We start from the raw sequence: 16,575 nt of genomic DNA on the forward strand, positions 1-16,575 counted from the left end.
AACCATCCCGCCCGGATGGCGCGAACGCGGCCGGCCCAGAAGAGAGTCCTCCCCACTCCCCGCCGGCCGCGTTCGCGTGCGGGCCACCGCCTCCCGCGGTGCCCGCCCGCTCCTTCTCGCAGTGCTCGTTCCTACTTGGCCTGCTCGAACCTCGCCCGCGCGGCTTCCAGCGCCTCGTCGTCGCCGAAGTCGGCGAACGCCTCCTCGTGCAGGCGCTCCGGGATCAGCTCCCTGACCCGCTGCGGGTAACCGGTGCCCGCCATGGGCACCTGTACCTCCGCGTGGTGGCCGAAGTGCACCGCGAGCGGCCCGGCGGCCCGTACGGACGTCTTCCAGTCCGTGCCGGGGCCGGTGATCGCGCACATGTGCCGGGCGTACACCCACTCCACCTCGGTCACGCTCCGCGCGTCCTCGGGGGACACGCCGAACGGCTCGACAGCGCAGATGATCTTCCCGGCGTCCTCTTCGAAGTGGTGCCCGTGGTGGAGGTGCTCCTCCTGCGAGGCGCTCTCCAGCAGCACCGTCACGCGGGCGGTGAGCTCCTCGGACAGGTCCTGCGGCAGGTCGCCCTGCCGCAGGACCGCGAAGAGCGACGTACCCGCGATGGCGGCCACGACCACGGCGGCGACGGCAAGGAAGCCGCGCCGCCGGGCCGGGGGTGTTCGCACGTCCTCCAGCATCAGCCTGCCTCTACGGGCTCGTGCAGGTCAGCGTCGGGACGGGGCTGGGCACGCTGCCCGTGGCGTTGAAGCCGAACGTGGTCGAGGCGTTCGGCGCCAGTTGCCCGTTGTACGACACGTTCTTGGCCACCACGTTGGGCGGTTGCCCGGTCAGCGTGGCGTTCCACGGCGCTCCGGCGAAGCCCTGGCCACCGGAGTACGTCCAGGACACCGTCCAGCCGTTGAGCGGGGTGGTGCCGGTGTTGCGGACGGTCACCTCGCCCTGGAAGTGGCCGGCCCAGCCGGTGTCGGTGGCGCGCAAGGTGGCCTGGCAGTCCGCGTCGGGGTCCGGGGTCGGCGTGTCCGACGGGCCGGGGCCCGGGCCGGGAGAGCTGCCGCCCGGGCCGACACCGGTGACCTCGCCGTTGCCGCCGTCGAAGACGACGTCCGAGCAACTGTAGAAGTTCTCGTTGCTGTCGGAGCGCTTCCAGTGGATGAACAGGATGTGGTCGCCGCTCTTGCCGGCGGGGAGCGTGGAGTTCCAGTAGTAGTAGTTGAGCCCGCCCACGCCGCCGGACTGCGGCGGGTTGCTCACGGTGCCGAACTTCTCCAGGTCGGCCCAGCGCAGCGGACCGTTCGCGTTCCACCCGTTCTTGGTGATGTACAGGTCGAACGAGCCCGGGTGGGCCGCCCAGTTGCTGTGCCGGATCTGGATGTTGGCGCCTGACGTCAGGTGGGTCTTCGGCCAGTCGTTGCGCACCGCGTTGTAGGCGCTGAAGTCGTACGGCCCGCCGGTGCCGCCGCTGCAGATCTGGCCGTCGGGGATGAACCCGCTGGTCCGGCCCGCGCCGTCGGAGCGGAGCACGGCGAACCAGTTGTAGAGCGGGGTGGTGCCGCTCTGGGCGACGGCCGCGTCACAGGCGGGGTTGTACGGGTCGATCGCGCCGTTGTCCCGCAGGCCGTCCTGCCAGCACAGGAAGGTGCGGCTGCCGGGGAACATGGTGACGCCGTGGGCCTGGGCCGACTGGGGGATGACGAAGGCGGTGACGATCATGACTAACGCCGCAGCGGCCGCCAGTGCCGCCGAACGCATGACTCTCATGAAGAAGATTCCTTTGCTCGCATGACAGAGGAACCCACCACGACCCGCCCGCCCGGCAGCTTTCGCGTGGTCGCATTACAACATGTCCGGACTTCGTTCGACAACATCGAGTGAAACTTTCAGCCCGTACCGCCGCCGCTTTCCCCTGGTGGAACACCCTGCCGCCGCCCGCGCGCACCGGGTCGGGGTTGCCCTGGCCGCCGCGGGCTCGTGATCCTGACGGCCATGAGACGCGTGCACATCCCCCTGGCCCTCGCGGTCCTGCTGGCCGCGTTCGCGTTCGCCGTCCCCGCGCACGCCGCGCCGGTCATCTGCGAGAAGTACGGCTCGGCTCAAATCCAGAACGGCCGCTACATCGTGCAGAACAACGTGTGGGGCGCGAGCACGGCCCAGTGCATCGACGTCAACCAGAACGGCGGCTTCACCGTCACCCAGGCGGCGCACAACAACGCCACCAACGGCGCGCCCGCCGCCTACCCGTCCATCTACGCCGGGTGCCACTACGCCGCCTGCACCACCGGCAGCGGCCTGCCCGTGCGGGCGGACGCGAGCGGGTTCCGCAACCTGCGCTCCAGCGTCAGCATGAGCTATCCGGGCAGCGGCACCTGGAACGCCGCCTACGACCTGTGGTTCGACCCCACCCCGCGGACCGACGGGCAGAACACCGGCGCCGAGCTGATGATCTGGCTGAACCACCGGGGCTCCATCCAGCCGATCGGCTCCCGCGTCGGCACCGCCAACCTGGCAGGCGGCACCTGGGACGTGTGGTTCGGCAACGTCGGATGGAACGTCATCTCCTACGTCCGCACCTCGCCGGCCAGCTCGATCGACTTCGCCGTCGACACGTTCTTCTCCGACGTCGTCGCCCGCGGCTACGGCCAGCGCTCCTGGTATCTGACCAGCGTGCAGGCCGGGTTCGAGCCCTGGGTGGGCGGCGCGGGGCTGGCCGTCAACTCCTTCGCCGTGACCACCTCGGGCGGCCAGGACCCGCAGCCGGGCGGCTCCTGCCAGGCCACCGCCACCACCCAGGGCCAGTGGGCCACCGGGTACGTCGTCCAGCCCGTCACGGTCGTGAACCGCGGCTCCTCGCCGATCTCCGGCTGGCGGGTCACCTTCACCCTGCCGGCCGGCCACGCCATCACCGGCTCCTGGGGCGCCCAGTTCTCCACCAGCGGCCAGACGGTGACCGCCACGAACTTCTCCTACAACGGCAGCCTCGCCCCGGGCGCGAGCACCACCTTCGGCTTCCAGGCCTCCAAGCCCAGCGGGAGCTCCGCCCTGCCGTCCGGCTACACGTGCGCCTGATCAGGGTGAGCGGCGGGCGGCGGTGATCTCGTTGAGGCTGATCTCCAGCTGGGTGCGGCAGGCGGGGGCGAGCCGGCCCTCGCGCTCCCGGTCGGCCAGCTTCCTGCGCAGGCCGGCCAGGAGCGAGTCCTCCTGCCCCGGGGACACCAGCGCCCCGCGCAGCACCTGCTTGAGATCCAGCGCCACGTCACCGCCGAGCGCGCCGCACACGTCGGAGCCCTCCAGCGTGGCGTGGAAGCCGTCGACCGCCTGCCGGACCGTCCGCCCCTCGGCCGGGGAGCGCTCCATCGACGGCATCGAAGCGGACGGCATCGACGTGGACGGCAGCGACGCCACGGGCGAGGCCGGCGGCGACGCCGTCACCCCGGGCGGCATCGCGTCCCGGGGCAGCTCCATCAGCGCCACCAGCGACAGCGCGAGCACCCCCGCTCCCGCCACGGCCAGGCCGCGCCGCAGCCGCTTGGGCAGGCTGAGCGCGGCCGTCAGCGCCGCCGCGACCTCCGCCGCCTCCGGGCGGCGGGCCGGCTCCGGGTCGAGGCACCGCTGGCAGAGCAGCGCGATCGCGTGCGGCGCGCCCGGCGGGCGCGGCGGCGGGTACGGGCGGCGCGCCGTCTCCAGCTGCTCCCACGTGGTCTCCGGGTACGGGGTACGCCCCTCGATCATGGTGAACAGCAGCACGCCCAGCGCGTACACGTCCACGGCCGGATGGGTCGGCGCCCCCGCCAGCCGCTCGGGCGCCACGTACGGCGGCGTGCCCCGCTCGTCGTCGGGGTCGCCCGCCCAGGCCGCGATGCCGAAGTCGAGCAGCTTCAGCCCGTCGCCGGTGAGCAGCACGTTCTCGGCCGTGACGTCCCGGTGCACGAGCCCGCGGGCGTGCCCGGCGGCCAGCACGCGGGCGGTCCGCATGGCGACGGCCGCCGCCTCCGCCCACGGCAGCGGACCCCTCTCCAGGCGCTCGGCCAGCGGCACCCCGTCGAGCAGCGGCATCACGACGAAGGCCGCGACCTCCCCGCTGGTGGTCACGGCCTCGCCGTAGTCGTAGATCTCGATGGCGTCCGGATGGATGAACCGGGCCGCGGCCCGTGCCTCGCTCCGCGCTCTCACCCGGTCGCCGAGGCCCGTCTGCAGGGACGAGCACTGCACCTTGACCGCCACCATGCGGTGCAGCGACTGGTCGAAGGCGCGCCAGATGACGGACATGCCGCCCCGGGCCAGCGGGTCCAGGAGCAGGTACCTGCGGGCCAGGATGTCGCCGGGTTCATGCCGAGTCACGGATGACCAGTTCTGTCGGGAGAATCGGATCGATCCCTGTCGTTCCGGACAGTAGCAACCTGGTCGCGATGGTGGCCACCTCCTCGACAGGCTGGCGTACGGTCGTGAGCGCGGGGTTGGTGTGCCGCGCGACCGGGGCGTCGTCGAACCCGATCACCGCCACGTCGGCCGGCACCCTGCGGCCGGCCCTGCGCAGCGCCTGCATCGCCCCGGCGGCCATCAGGTCGGAGGCGGCGAAGACCGCGTCCAGGCCGGGGGCGTGGCGCAGCAGCCACTGCATGGCGTGGGTGCCCGAGGCGGCGGTGAAGTCCCCGTACGCGACGGGCACCTCGGCCACGCCCGCCTCCCGCAACGTCTTGACCAGGCCGTCGAGCCGGTCCCTGGCGGCGGGCAGCGAGGGCGGGCCGCCGATGGCGGCCACCGACTTGCGGCCGGTGAGCAGGAAGTGCTCGGCGGCCTGGCGCCCGCCGTCGTAGTTGTCGACGTCGGCGAACGGCAGTTTCAGGTCGTGCGGCGGCCGGCCGATGTTGCGCACGGTGATGCCGGAGGTGCAGAGCTTGATGGCGAGGGGGTGCCGCTCCCTGGCGCCGACGAGCAGCACCGCGCCGGACAGCGTGGGCAGGACGGACGAGGTCGGGTTGACCGTGGTGATGGTCAGATGGGTGCCGTTCTCGGCGACGACGGCCCCGCTGGCGGACAACAGCCGGGCATAGTACGGTTCGGAGAATAATCGCGGCAGATGGTCGCAGATGACCGCGGTGATTCCCGTCACCGGGTTTCTGGAGACCGATCCTCTGGGCGCCCGCTGCCGCACGTATCCCATCCGGGAGACGGCTTCGTAGACCTGGCGACGGGTCGACGTGCTGACCCGGACCGAGCCGGTGAGCACGCGGGAGGCGGTGGCGGGGGAGACCCCGGCGGCCGCCGCCACCTGGGCCAGTGTGGGCTGCTCGGACATGATCGACACCTCGCGCCGAAGATCCCTGGGAGCGCTCCCACGTTATCAATGTTTCGCCGCGGTTAACAGGCCCTCTGTACTGCACTGTTAGTACCCAGTAAAGAAAAGCGCAGGTGAATGGGGTCTAAGTGAGCGCAGAGATTTCGGAGACATTTCGCGGAGGGGACACCGGGGCGTCCCCTCCGCGTGTCGTCAGTCCTGACCGGTGCCGATGGAGACGTCGTTGTCGGAGTCGATGTCCCGCAGCTCGTTCGGCTCCTCACGGTCGCGCTGGACCGGCGCGCAGCTCGACCCGCAGCCGCCGAACCTGGCCGTGTCGAGCGGGTGGAAGTCCGTCGCCTTCGTGCCCTTCAGCGCGGCCAGCATGGTGTCACGCCAGATGGGACCCGGGATGCTGGCGCCGAAGACCGAGCCGTAGTAGCGGCCGCCGATCGTGACGTTGTTCAGCTTGTACTTCTGCGAGCCGCGCGGGTCGCCGATGCTGACCGCGCCCGCCAGGTCCGGGGTGAAGCCGGCGAACCAGGCCGTCGCCTGGGCGTCGGTGGTGCCCGTCTTGCCCGCCGCCGGGCGGCCGATGCCGCCGACGCCGCGCATCGTGCCCTTGGTGAACACCCCTTCGAGGATGTTCGCCGCGGCGTCCGCGACCTCGGGGTCCATCACCTGCTTGCACTTCGGCTCGTACTTCTTGACCTTGCCGTCGCGGTCGGTGATCTCGGTGACGACCATCGGCTCGCAGTACTTGCCGCGCGCCCCGATCGCCGCGTAGGCGTTGGCGACCGTCACCGGGTCCATCTCGTTGATGCCGAGCGTGAACGTGGAGTATTCCTGCAGCGGCAGGCCGTCGGAGCGCTTGATGCCCAGCGACTTGGCGGTCTTGATCGTGTCGCAGAGCCCGACCTCCTCCTCCAGCTTCATGAAGAAGGTGTTGACCGAGCCCCAGGTGCCGGTCTGCAGCGTCTTGAAGCCGCCCGACCCCTCGTCGTTGGTGACGGTGTGGGACGGGTCGCCGATGTTCTCGCCCTTGCAGTTCTTGAACGTCGAGTAGCCGGAGGCGCGGTAGCCGGCCCCCACCGAGAACCCGTCGTTGACCTTCATGCCCTGCTTGAGGCCGGCGAGCAGGGTGAAGGTCTTGAAGGTCGAGCCGGCCTGGAAGCCGACGCCGCCGCCGTGCGCCGCGTCGGCCACGACGTTGTACGACATCTCGTTGCGCTTCTTGGAACGGCCGTAGGTGCGGCTCGCGGCCATCGCCTTGATCTCGCCGGTGCCGGGCTCCACCAGGGCCTCGGAGGCGACCGGGTTGTCGGAGGCGTGCACCCACTTCTTGATCGCCCGCTCGGCGGCCCGCTGCATCTTGGGGTCGAGCGTGGTCTTGATCGTCAGGCCGCCCCGGTTGAGCAGCTGGGTGCGCTCCTTCTTGGTCTTGCCGAAGACCGGGTTGTTGAGGATCTCGGCGCGCACGTACATGCAGTAGTACGGGTACGGGCTCGCGCCGCAGCCGCCGGGCAGCGGGGTGCCCTTGTAGCCGAGCTTCTTGGCCTTGGCCTTCTCCAGCTCCTCGTCGGTGATCTTGCCGAGCTCGTGCATCCGGTTGAGCACGACGTTGCGCCGCTCCAGCAGGCGGGTGCGCTGCTGCCTGCCGAGGTTGGGGTCGGTGCGGTTGGGGTCCTGCACGGCTCCGGCGAGGGTGGCGGCCTGGACCAGGTCGAGGTCCTTGGCCGAGACGCCGAAGAACCGCTTGGCCGCGGCCTCCACGCCGTTCGCGCTCGCGCCGAAGTAGGCGATGTTGAGGTACTTCTCCAGGATCTCGTCCTTGGTGTACTTCTCCTCGACCCCCATCGCGTAGCGCAGCTCGTTGAGCTTGCGCGCGTAGCTGGCCTCCAGCGCCTTGGCCTTCTCCTCGTCGGTGACGGCCGAGTTGAGCAGCACCTGCTTGACGTACTGCTGGGTGATGCTGGAGCCGCCCTGGGCGATGCCGCCGGAGGTCAGGTTCTTGGCCAGGGCGCGCAGCGTGCCCTCGATGTCGATGGCGCCGTGCTCGTAGAAGCGGAAGTCCTCGATGGCGATGATGGCGGTCTTCATCACCTCGGAGATCTCGTCGAGCTTGACGACCTCGCGGTACTCCTCGTAGAACTGGCCGATCTCGTCGCCCTTGGCGTCCAGGAGCGTGGTCTTCTCGGCCAGCGGCGGCTCCTTCAGGGTCATCGCCTTCAGGTTGAGCTCTTCGGCCGTGTTGACGAACATCGCGCCGGCGCCGCCGACGGCCGGGAGGGCGATGGCGGCGGTCAGCACGCCGGCGGCGGCCGCCGCCCCCACGAGCCGCACGATGCCCGATCCCCAGTCCATTAAGAGAACCTCCCCGATCTACCAGCCCTTGCCAAAACCCTATAGCCACGGTAATGGCCAGAAATCCGTCCGTTTACCAACTCACAGGCAGGCGGCCGGCTCAGGTCAGCTCGGAGAAGCGCTCGATCTGATCGCTGCGGCCGGAGACGAGGATGATGTCGCCGTACGACAGCTCGGTGTCAGAGGTCGCGTACGTGAACTCCTCGCCTTCCTTTTTGACCGCCACTATTGTGACGCCGTACTTGCGCCGAAGGTTCGATTCGCCCAGTGCGACGCCCACGTACTCCTTCGGCGGCCGGGTCTTGATCAGCGCGAAGTTCTCGTCCACCTCCATGTAGTCGAGCATCCGCCCGCTGACCAGGTGGGCCACCCGCTCGCCCATGTCGTGCTCGGGCAGCACGACGTGGTGCACGCCGACCCGGCTGAGTATGCGGCGGTGCTGCTGGCTGACGGCCTTGGCCCAGATGTCGTCGATCTCCAGCTCGACCAGGAGGGACGCGCTCAGGATGCTGGCCTCCAGGTCGCCGATGGCGACCACGGCCCGGTAGAAGTCGGCCACGCCGAGCTGCTGCAGCGCCTCCAGGTCGGTGGCGTCGGCGGTGGCCAGGTGCGTGATGTGCCCGGTGAGCCCCTGCACGATCCTGGGCCGGTTGTCGATGGCCAGCACCTCGGTCCCGCGTCTGGTGAGTTCGAGCGCCAGCGCGGAGCCGAACCGGCCGAGGCCGATCACCACCACGGGGTCATTGCGTTGGTCAGCCAACGATCATCCGCTCCTCGGGTAGTTCGTAACGCCGGGCGCGTTCCTTGAGCGCCAGGGCGGAGCCGATCGTGAGCGGGCCGATCCTGCCCACGAACATGAGCACGATGAGCAGCACGTGCCCGGCGGGCGGGATCTCATTCGTGATCCCTGTCGTCAGGCCCGCCGTGCTGAACGCCGCTATCACCTCGAACAGCACCTGGTCCAGCCCGTGCGGGGTGAGCACGAGCAGCACGTAGGTGCAGAAGGCCACCAGGGCCGCGCTCATCGCGGTCACCACCACGGCCTGGCGCTGCGCGGTGTCCGGCACCTGGCGGTGCCGGACGTTCACCCTGGGCTCGCCGCGCAGCTCGGCCCAGATGACGAAGGCGAGCAGGCCGAGCGTGGTCACCTTGATGCCGCCGGCGGTGCCGGCGCTGCCGCCGCCGATGAACATCATCACGTCGGTGAGCAGCCAGCTCGACGGGTGCAGCTCGCCGGTGTCGATGCTGTTGAACCCGGCCGTGCGCACCATGGCCGACAGGAAGAACGCGGCCAGCAGCTTGCCGGAGTCGTCCAGCGCGCCGAGGGTCCCGGGGTTGCGCCACTCGGTGGCCAGGTAGACCAGCGTGCCCAGGACCAGCAGGAAGAGGGTGGCGTAGACGGTGATCATGGTCAGCACGCTCCACCTGCCGGGGTGCCGCCAGGAGCGCAGCAGCTCGAACACCACCGGGAAGCCGAGCCCGCCCACGATGACCGCCGCCGCGATCGTCAGGCAGATCCACGGGTCGCCGACGAACCCCATGATGTTGTCGGACCAGAGCGTGAAGCCGGAGTTGTTGAAGGACGAGATGCCGTGGAAGACGCCGAGGTAGAGGGCGCTGCCGAAGCCCTCCCCGTACCCGATCATGAACCGGGCGGTGAACACGGCGGCGGCGACGGCCTCGCACACCAGGCTGAACACCACGACCTTGCGCACGACCGTGCGCATGTCGGCCATGGTCGCCGTCTTGGTCTCGGCCTGCGCGAACAGCCGGGCGCGCAGGCCCAGCCTGCCGGACACCAGCACGGTGAAGACCGTGGCCAGCGTCATGATGCCGAGCCCGCCGATCTGTACCAGGCCGATGATGACCACCTCGCCGAACATCGACCAGTGCGTGGGGGTGTCGACGATGATCAGCCCGGTCAGCGAGACGGCGGCGGTCGCGGTCCACACCGCGGTCATCCAGGTGGTGGTCTGGCCCGGGGCGGTGGCGGCGGGCAGGGACAGCAGCAGGGAGCCCGCGAATATGGCGAGGCCGAAACCCACCGCGATCATCTGGGTGGGGTGCTGGTAGCCGCCGAAGAGGGCAGAGGCGGCCCGAACACGTCTCATGTGAATGTCAGGCTTCCCCGAAGAGGCTTTCCCGGCGGACCCGCGCCAGCGTACAGCGGATGAGGATAGCTGGTCCGAAACACCAAAACATTCCGGACGACCTGACCCTCACGCAAGTCCTAACCGGCAATGTCACCAGATTGCCAGGGAACTGCCAGGAAGTGTGGGTAGTCTGCGTCGCCATGAGCTGGCAGCGTAGAATCAACAAAGCGCTGGTCAGGTTCACCGGATTCCAGGTCAATCGAGTAGGGAACCAGGGGATTTCGACGGCGCCGTCGTCGGCTCCGGCCAGGGCGGCCTCCGCGAAGGCCACCGCCAAGGCCAAGCAGACCGAGGCCGAGATCAGGCCGCCGACCGATCCGAAGGCCGACCGGTTGCTGACCGCGCCGATCTTCATCATCTCCCCGGTGCGGTCCGGTTCCACCCTGCTGCGTTCGATCATGAACGCCCATTCGGACCTGCACGCCCCGCACGAGCTCCATGTGCGGCGCCTCAGAGTGGAGTTCGGCACGTCCCTGGCTGCGAAGGCAATGGAAGCGCTCGGCCACAACCAGGCCGACCTGGAGCACCTGCTCTGGGACCGTGTGCTCCACCGCGAGCTGGTACGCAGCGGCAAGCGGTTCATCGTGGACAAGACCCCGGCGAACGCGTTCGCCTACGAGCGGATCTCGACCTGCTGGCCTGACGCGCGCTACATCTTCCTCCTGCGCCACCCGGCCTCGATCGCCACCTCCTGGTACGAGGCCAGCCCCGACAAGCGCGACCGGGAGGAGGCCGCGGTCGACGCCCTGCGCTACATGAAGGCCGTCGAGAGGGCGAAGTCCGGGCTGTCCGGCCTGACCGTCCGCTACGAGGACCTCAGCGCCGAGCCGGAGCGGGTGACCCGCGAGATCTGCGAGTTCCTCGGCCTGGCGTGGGAGCCGGGGATGCTCTCGTACGGCGAGCAGGCGGTCATCCAGAAGGGTCTCGGCGACTGGCGGGACAAGATCCGCTCGGGCACCGTGCAGCCCGGCCGCGAGCTCCCGGACCCCGACTCGGTCCTGGACTCGCTGAAGCCGATGTGCCGGACCTGGGGGTATCTGGAGTGAAGATCCGCTACCTGATGCTGCACGCCTACGGCATGGGCGGCACCATCCGCACCGTCGTGAACCAGGCCAACGCCATGGCGAAGGCCGGTCACGACGTCGAGATCGTCAGCGTGGTCCGCCGCCGGACCAAGCCCCAGTTCGCCATCCACCAGGACGTCCGGGTCAGCGCCCTGGTCGACCAGCGCCAGGGCAGGCAGGCCGACTCGCTCGCGCGCAAGGCGTGGCGCAGGTTCCGCGGCAAGATCGTGCCCCGCGGCGAGTTCGCGGCCGAATACTTCACCGAGCGCGTGGAGAAGGCGGCCATGGACTACGTCTCCTCGCTGCCGGACGGGATCCTGGTCACCACCCGCCCGGCGCTCAACCTGATCGCCGCCAGGCGTGCCCCCAAGAGCGTCGTGAGGGTGGCCCAGGAGCACATGAACCTGGCCGCCTACCCCGACACGATCCGCCACGAGATCGCCCGCCACTACGGCAGGTTCGACGCCGTGGCGGTGCTCACGAGGACGAACCAGCTCGAATACCAGGAGATCCTGCCCGACACCAAGATCGTGCAGATCCCCAACGCGGTCCACAAGGTCGACCAGGTGCGGTCCACCCAGCAGAACCCCGTCGTGGTGGCCGCCGGCCGGCTGGTGCCGCAGAAGGGGTTCGACCTGCTCGTCAAGGCGTTCGCCGAGGTGGTGGCCGACCACCCCGACTGGAGGCTGCGCATCTTCGGCAACGGCCCGCGCGAGGCCCGGCTCCGGGCGCAGATCGACGAGCTGGGCGTGGGCGACAACATCGCGTTGATGGGCCGCACCGACCGGCTCGACGACGAGCTGGCGGCGGCCTCGGTCTACGCCCTCAGCTCCCGCTTCGAGGGCCTGCCGATGGTCATGATCGAGGCGATGACGCACGCCCTGGCCATCGTCGCCTTCGACTGCCCGACCGGCCCGCGCGACGTGCTCACCGACGGGGTCGACGGGCGGCTGGTGCCGCCGCGCGACGTCGACGGGCTCGCCGCCGCGCTCAAGGAGGTCGTCGGAGACCGCAGGCGGCGCCTGGAGATGGGCGCCGCCGCGGCCGCGACCGCCCGCGGCTACGCACCCGACGTGGTGATGCCGATGTGGGAGAACCTGTTCGCCGAGCTGACGAGGGGCGACCGGGTCGGCTCCCGCTGACCGCCGGGCGGCGGGGGTCAGTCTTCGCCTTCCTCCTCGTCGCCCTCGAAGGCCTCCTCGATCAGCTCAGCGGCGATCATCCCGCCGGCCACGCCCGCGGCCACGCCGACGGCCCCGGCCGCGATCGCGCCGCCCATGCCGCCACCGCCGTGGTGGTGGTCATGGTGGCCGTGATGGCCGTGATGGTCCTGGTAGTGGCCCTCTCCGTGGCCGAAGCCCTGGTGCTGCGAGAGCCCGCCCAGCCAGTTGCCGAGCTCGGCCGCCCAGTCCATCCGCAGCGCCTCGTCGTGGCTCACCCGGAACCGGCCGATGGCGTCCGACCCGTAGTGGCCCGAGCGCCTGTCGGCCTCGATGACGATGTCCATGCCGACGGGGTCGGCGACGAACGTCAGCTCCGCCTCGGAGATCTGCCCGGGCGGGCCGTAGAACTCGATCTCCTGGTAGCACGGCAGCTCCTGCCGGACGCCGTAGATCTGCCCCATCTCCAGGTCGGCCGACTTGAACGCGAAGCCTAGCTGCAGGAACGCCTCCATGACCCGCTGCTGCGACGGCAGCGGCTCGACCGCGATCGGGTCGAGGTCGCCCTTGTCGACCGCCTTGGCGATGGCCAGCTCGGTGCGCACGCCGAGCGCCATCCCGGTCAGCGGCTGCCCCTGCACCTCGCTGAGCGGCGTCTCCCACGGCATCTCGGCCTCGAACGGGATCGTCCGGTCCTCGCCCTTGGCCAGGGTGAAGGGGCCGGAGACCCGGATCTCGTGCAGCACGGCCAGCCCCGTGTGCTCGTCGTCGCCGGCCTCGGCCTCCGCGCGGGCGACCAGGGCCAGCGTCACGTGCTCGATGCCGGCGTCGAACTCACCGCCCTTGAGGCGGACCTCACCCGCGAGGGCGCCCCCGGGGCGCACCCGGGGCGTGCTGAGGACCGTGTCGACCGACGGTGCTCCGACGCCGAACGCGCCCAGCATCCTTTTGAATACCACTGCTCACTCTCCGTTTCCGTACGGCAGGCGACCGTATCGGAAACGATCTTCGGTTTCCTCCGGTTCCCGGAAATCGGCATCACCCGACATCAGCTCGGCCACGATCTCCGCGACGCTGTCGCGTACCTCCACGCGCGCCAGCAGATCGGTCTGCCGCAGCACGCTCAGCAGGTGTTCGGTGGGCCGGATGAGGATCACCCGCCCGCTGCCCGTGGCCTCGATCCGCTGCAACGCCGTGCCCAGCACGCCGATGGCCGAGGAGTCGTAGAAGCGCAGCTCGCTCAGGTCGAACACGAGCACCGGCCCCTGCGACCAGCCCCACACCGCCTGGACGTGCGCGCTGAACCGGGCGCCTCCCGCGTGGTCGAGCACTCCGCCGGCCCGCAGGACCGTGCACCCCAGGTGGCGGGTCGTCTCGATCCTCAACCTGTCGGCCACGTCATACGGCTTCCCGCTGAGCGGGGTCTGCAACGCGACGGGCCCGGGGGTTCGCTAACTCTATCCACCGGAGTAGGCCGCCGGTCAGGTGTCGTCGTGGTCCGGGTCGTACTTGGTCGGCTCGGCGGGCAGCGTGTAACGCCGCTCGATCAGCTCGGCCACCCGGCGCAGGCTGTCGTCCGGCTCCTCCCGCTCCACCCGCCCGACCTCGCCGGCCAGCTCGGCGTCGCCCAGCTTCTCGCCGATCCAGGCCGAGTAGTCGCCCTGCCTCAGGTGGAAGGCCCAGGTCTCGTCGTCCACGCCCTCGGCCAGCTCCACGAAGGTGTGCAGGTTGCGGGCCCGCAGGTTGAGCCGGTCCTCGGGGCCGGTGAAGTAGAAGCTCTTGTCCTTGGACATGGTGCCGGCGGCGTACTTGCGGCGGTGGCGGGTGCGGTGCGCGCGGGCCGGCGTCGGATGGACGAGCTGGGCGGTGCCGGCGGAGACGTGCCAGAGCGCCGCCCCCTCGGCCGCCTCGCCCTCCAGCGCGGGGGTGTCCCGGCCGAGCGCGCCGGCGAACGCGCCCAGCGTCTCCCCGGGCTCGGGCCCGACCGCGATCACGCCGTCCACGAGGTCCAGCGCGGCGGGGCTGAGCGCCTCCGGATGCACGGTGATCATCATCAGCGAGCCGAGGTCCCGTACGTCCTTGACCGGCACCTCCTGCACCTCGGCCGGCATCAGGTGGTGCGCCTCGTCCACGACGACGCAGTGCGGGTGGCCGAGCCTGGCCCGCAGCGCGACCAGGCGGGGCATCAGCTCCGCGAAGAACGCGGGCCGGTCGCGCAGCGGCATCCCGATCATGTTCACCACCGCGCTCTGGTCCGGCGACTCCAGCAGCCGGAGCACCTCCTCCGGGCCCGGCGGCCGGTCCGGCTCGCCCAGCACGGCCGCGCCGGCGAACTCCGCGTAGTCGCCCTCCGGGTCGATGACCACGCACTGGTACCGGGCCTCGACGAGCCGCTCCAGCAGCGCCGTGGTGACCGTGGACTTGCCGCTGCCCGACGGTCCCGCCACCACCAGGCCGGTCCCGTACGGGCGCAGCCGGACCTCGCCGCCGGCCCCCTCGCCGAGCAGGACGTGGTGCCGCGGGATCTCCATCTCGTCCAGCTCGCCCGACAGCAGCAGGTCAGCCAGCTCGGCCACGCCGTCGCCGTTCTCCCGGCCCAGCGGCAGGTCGCACTGGCGCAGCAGGGCCGGGACGGCGTTCGCGACGGCGGCGCCGCACTCGGCGGCGGTCAGGAAGGCGTGGTCGTTCTCCGCGTCCCCGACGGCCACCACGTTGTGGCCCGACAGGCCCAGCCGGTCCAGCGCGGCGGCCAGGCCGCTGGCCTTGTTCACGCCGGGCGGCAGCACCATGACCGCGCCCTTGTTCCTGATCACCTGCAGCTCCAGGCCCAGCTCCCGGATCGCGTCCTGCACCTGGACGTCGTACGGCTCGCGGGTGGCCACGATCACCGATCCCACGCCGAGCGGGGTGACGCCCTCCCCGCGCAGCCGCTCGGCGAACTCCGGCGGCGGAGGGTCCGCGAGCGGTTCGCCGGAGCGCTGCCCCGGGTCGTAGAGCAGCGCCCCGTTCTCGGCCACGACCAGGTCGAACAGGTCGGCGTGCGGGAAGACGGTCAGCAGGTCGTCGAGCTCCCGCCCGGTGACCAGCAGCAGTTTCCTGCCCGAGCGGGAGACCCGTTCCAACGTCTTGATCGTGTGCTCGGCCACCTCACCGTGCCGGGCGAGGGTGTCGTCATAGTCGCAGGCGAGCACGTGATACCTCATGGGCGGCACGTACCCCTACGAAACCGACGCGAACGCGGCCCGGTCAGGCGGCCGGGGCCGGCTCCGGCTCCGCGGCCGCCCGCGCCCGGCGGCCGATGATCACCCATGCGGCCACGAGCAGGTACGGGACGCTCAGCAGGGCGAACATGAGCCCGTGCGAGACCAGGCCGGACGCGGCGCCGTAGACGCCGTAGACCGCCAGCGTGATCACGCCGGTGCCCAGGCCGGCCACCGAGGTGACGGTGGCGCGGCTCGGGCCGGTGATGCTGTCCTGCAGCCGGGCGTCGGCCACCACGCCCGCCAGCTGGAACACCCCGAACGCCGCCGCGATCGCCACGAACCCCGCGGGATGCCCGCTGAGCGCGCCACCGGCCAGGGCGACCGCCCCGGCCGCCAGCACCGCGCCGAACCCGCGCGCCCGCAACCGCCGCGCCCGCCCGGCCAGCAGCCCGCCGGCCGTGGCCCCGGCCCACACCAGCAGGTACACCGGCGGGATCGCCGTCTCCGGCAGCCCGGCCTCGATGCCGAGGAACGCCACGTACTCGTCCAGCGCACCCCACACGGCGGTGACGGTCGCGAGCAGGACCAGCCCGTGGAGCACCCGCCGGTCCCCGCGCGCCTCGGCCAGCCCGGCCCTCAGCACCTGCCCGTACGAGAGCTCTCCGTCGTCACCGGCTTCCCGGACGGGGGAGCGGTGCTCGGGGAAGGCCAGGGCGGTGGCGGCGGTGAGGAGGCAGGCCAGCACGCTGGCCACGCCCACCGCGGGGTAACCGCCGGCGGCGAAGACCGGGATGGCCAGCGCGATGGCCGCGGCGGTCGCCGCCATGCTTGCCGACGCCGCCCGGCCCATGACCTGCGCGTAGCGTGACGTCTCACCGGTGCGGGCGAGCTCCTCGTACACCAGGGCCTCGATCGAGCCCGAGCCGAGCGCGTCGCGCACGCCCCAGAGCACGAAGCCCAGCGCGAAGATCCAGTAGGACGGGAAGATCACCCACAGCGCGAACCCGGCGGCGGCGAGCAGCGGGCCGGCGAACAGGAGCAGGCGACGGGACACGGAGTCGGCCAGCGCCCCGGAGGGCACCTCCAGCACCAGCCCCGCGACCGACCAGATGACGAACAACGAGGACGTCTCGGCCACGGACAGCCCGGTGTCGGTGAACAGCAGCGCGTAGACCGGGTAGAGCAGGACGAAATCGTCAAGGAACGTGTAGACGTAGAGCGTGCGGACCAGCCGCTTGGCAGGCGGTGACATGCGTGAGGCCTTCCGAAGGGAACGAACGGGGGACGCGACTGCCTGCCTGCGCGGCGGCCCGCGAGCCCTTCGGCCTCTGGTGATGCATCAATGTCGCCAGGTCA

Annotated in this window: 14 protein-coding genes; 3 read left to right on the forward strand and 11 right to left on the reverse strand. The window is 70.8% G+C overall.

What is annotated here, in order from left to right; genetic code table 11:
• Positions 1-131: 131 nt before the first annotated feature.
• Both ACZ6YG_RS26325 and ACZ6YG_RS26330 read right to left on the reverse strand, forming a co-directional pair.
• Entirely contained in the window at positions 132-668 is a 537-nt protein-coding gene (locus tag ACZ6YG_RS26325; RefSeq protein WP_148035557.1) for a hypothetical protein, read from the reverse strand.
• Between the two features lie 22 nt (positions 669-690).
• Positions 691-1,761, reverse strand: coding sequence for a lytic polysaccharide monooxygenase auxiliary activity family 9 protein (locus tag ACZ6YG_RS26330; RefSeq protein ID WP_219542788.1), 1,071 nt, complete (start codon positions 1,759-1,761; stop codon positions 691-693).
• A 225-nt stretch (positions 1,762-1,986) separates the two neighbouring features.
• Here ACZ6YG_RS26330 and ACZ6YG_RS26335 point away from each other — a divergent pair, with 225 nt between their 5' ends.
• Positions 1,987-3,066, forward strand: coding sequence for a glycoside hydrolase family 12 protein (locus ACZ6YG_RS26335; RefSeq protein WP_148035555.1), 1,080 nt, complete (start codon positions 1,987-1,989; stop codon positions 3,064-3,066).
• Here the strand turns inward: ACZ6YG_RS26335 and ACZ6YG_RS26340 are convergent, their stop codons facing one another.
• The 5 genes from ACZ6YG_RS26340 to ACZ6YG_RS26360 form a co-directional block, all read right to left on the reverse strand.
• Positions 3,067-4,338, reverse strand: coding sequence for a serine/threonine-protein kinase (locus tag ACZ6YG_RS26340; protein ID WP_148035554.1), 1,272 nt, complete (start codon positions 4,336-4,338; stop codon positions 3,067-3,069).
• Positions 4,325-5,296, reverse strand: a complete 972-nt coding sequence (locus ACZ6YG_RS26345) for a LacI family DNA-binding transcriptional regulator (protein ID WP_148035553.1) — start codon at positions 5,294-5,296, stop codon at positions 4,325-4,327. Before ACZ6YG_RS26345 ends, ACZ6YG_RS26340 begins: the two co-directional genes overlap by 14 nt.
• Before the next feature lie 192 nt (positions 5,297-5,488).
• Complete coding sequence (locus ACZ6YG_RS26350) at positions 5,489-7,639, reverse strand: transglycosylase domain-containing protein (protein WP_148035552.1); 2,151 nt, start codon at positions 7,637-7,639, stop codon at positions 5,489-5,491.
• 100 nt (positions 7,640-7,739) lie between these two features.
• Positions 7,740-8,399, reverse strand: a complete 660-nt coding sequence (locus ACZ6YG_RS26355; protein WP_187281515.1) for a potassium channel family protein — start codon at positions 8,397-8,399, stop codon at positions 7,740-7,742.
• Positions 8,392-9,750 carry a TrkH family potassium uptake protein gene (locus tag ACZ6YG_RS26360; protein ID WP_466019460.1) on the reverse strand — a complete coding sequence of 453 codons (1,359 nt, stop codon included), beginning with the start codon at positions 9,748-9,750 and terminating at the stop codon, positions 8,392-8,394. The genes ACZ6YG_RS26355 and ACZ6YG_RS26360 overlap by 8 nt, the downstream gene beginning before the upstream one ends.
• Before the next feature lie 182 nt (positions 9,751-9,932).
• Between ACZ6YG_RS26360 and ACZ6YG_RS26365 the strand changes: the two genes are divergently transcribed.
• Entirely contained in the window at positions 9,933-10,838 is a 906-nt protein-coding gene (locus ACZ6YG_RS26365; RefSeq protein WP_148035551.1) for a sulfotransferase family protein, read from the forward strand.
• Positions 10,835-11,998, forward strand: a complete 1,164-nt coding sequence (locus tag ACZ6YG_RS26370) for a glycosyltransferase family 4 protein (protein WP_148035550.1) — start codon at positions 10,835-10,837, stop codon at positions 11,996-11,998. Before ACZ6YG_RS26365 ends, ACZ6YG_RS26370 begins: the two co-directional genes overlap by 4 nt.
• A 17-nt stretch (positions 11,999-12,015) precedes the next feature.
• Here the strand turns inward: ACZ6YG_RS26370 and ACZ6YG_RS26375 are convergent, their stop codons facing one another.
• The 4 genes from ACZ6YG_RS26375 to ACZ6YG_RS26390 form a co-directional block, all read right to left on the reverse strand.
• Positions 12,016-12,975, reverse strand: a complete 960-nt coding sequence (locus ACZ6YG_RS26375; protein WP_148035549.1) for a sporulation protein — start codon at positions 12,973-12,975, stop codon at positions 12,016-12,018.
• A gap of 3 nt (positions 12,976-12,978) precedes the next feature.
• Positions 12,979-13,413 carry an STAS domain-containing protein gene (locus tag ACZ6YG_RS26380; RefSeq protein ID WP_466019461.1) on the reverse strand — a complete coding sequence of 145 codons (435 nt, stop codon included), beginning with the start codon at positions 13,411-13,413 and terminating at the stop codon, positions 12,979-12,981.
• Positions 13,414-13,497: 84 nt separating this feature from the next.
• Positions 13,498-15,219: an HAD hydrolase family protein gene (locus tag ACZ6YG_RS26385; protein ID WP_466019462.1), complete on the reverse strand. Its 1,722-nt coding sequence runs from the start codon at positions 15,217-15,219 to the stop codon at positions 13,498-13,500.
• Between the two features lie 43 nt (positions 15,220-15,262).
• Positions 15,263-16,471 carry an MFS transporter gene (locus ACZ6YG_RS26390; protein ID WP_466019463.1) on the reverse strand — a complete coding sequence of 403 codons (1,209 nt, stop codon included), beginning with the start codon at positions 16,469-16,471 and terminating at the stop codon, positions 15,263-15,265.
• Between the last annotated feature and the right edge of the window lie 104 nt (positions 16,472-16,575).

It is taken from the genome of Nonomuraea sp. NPDC054003 (genome assembly GCF_055585125.1).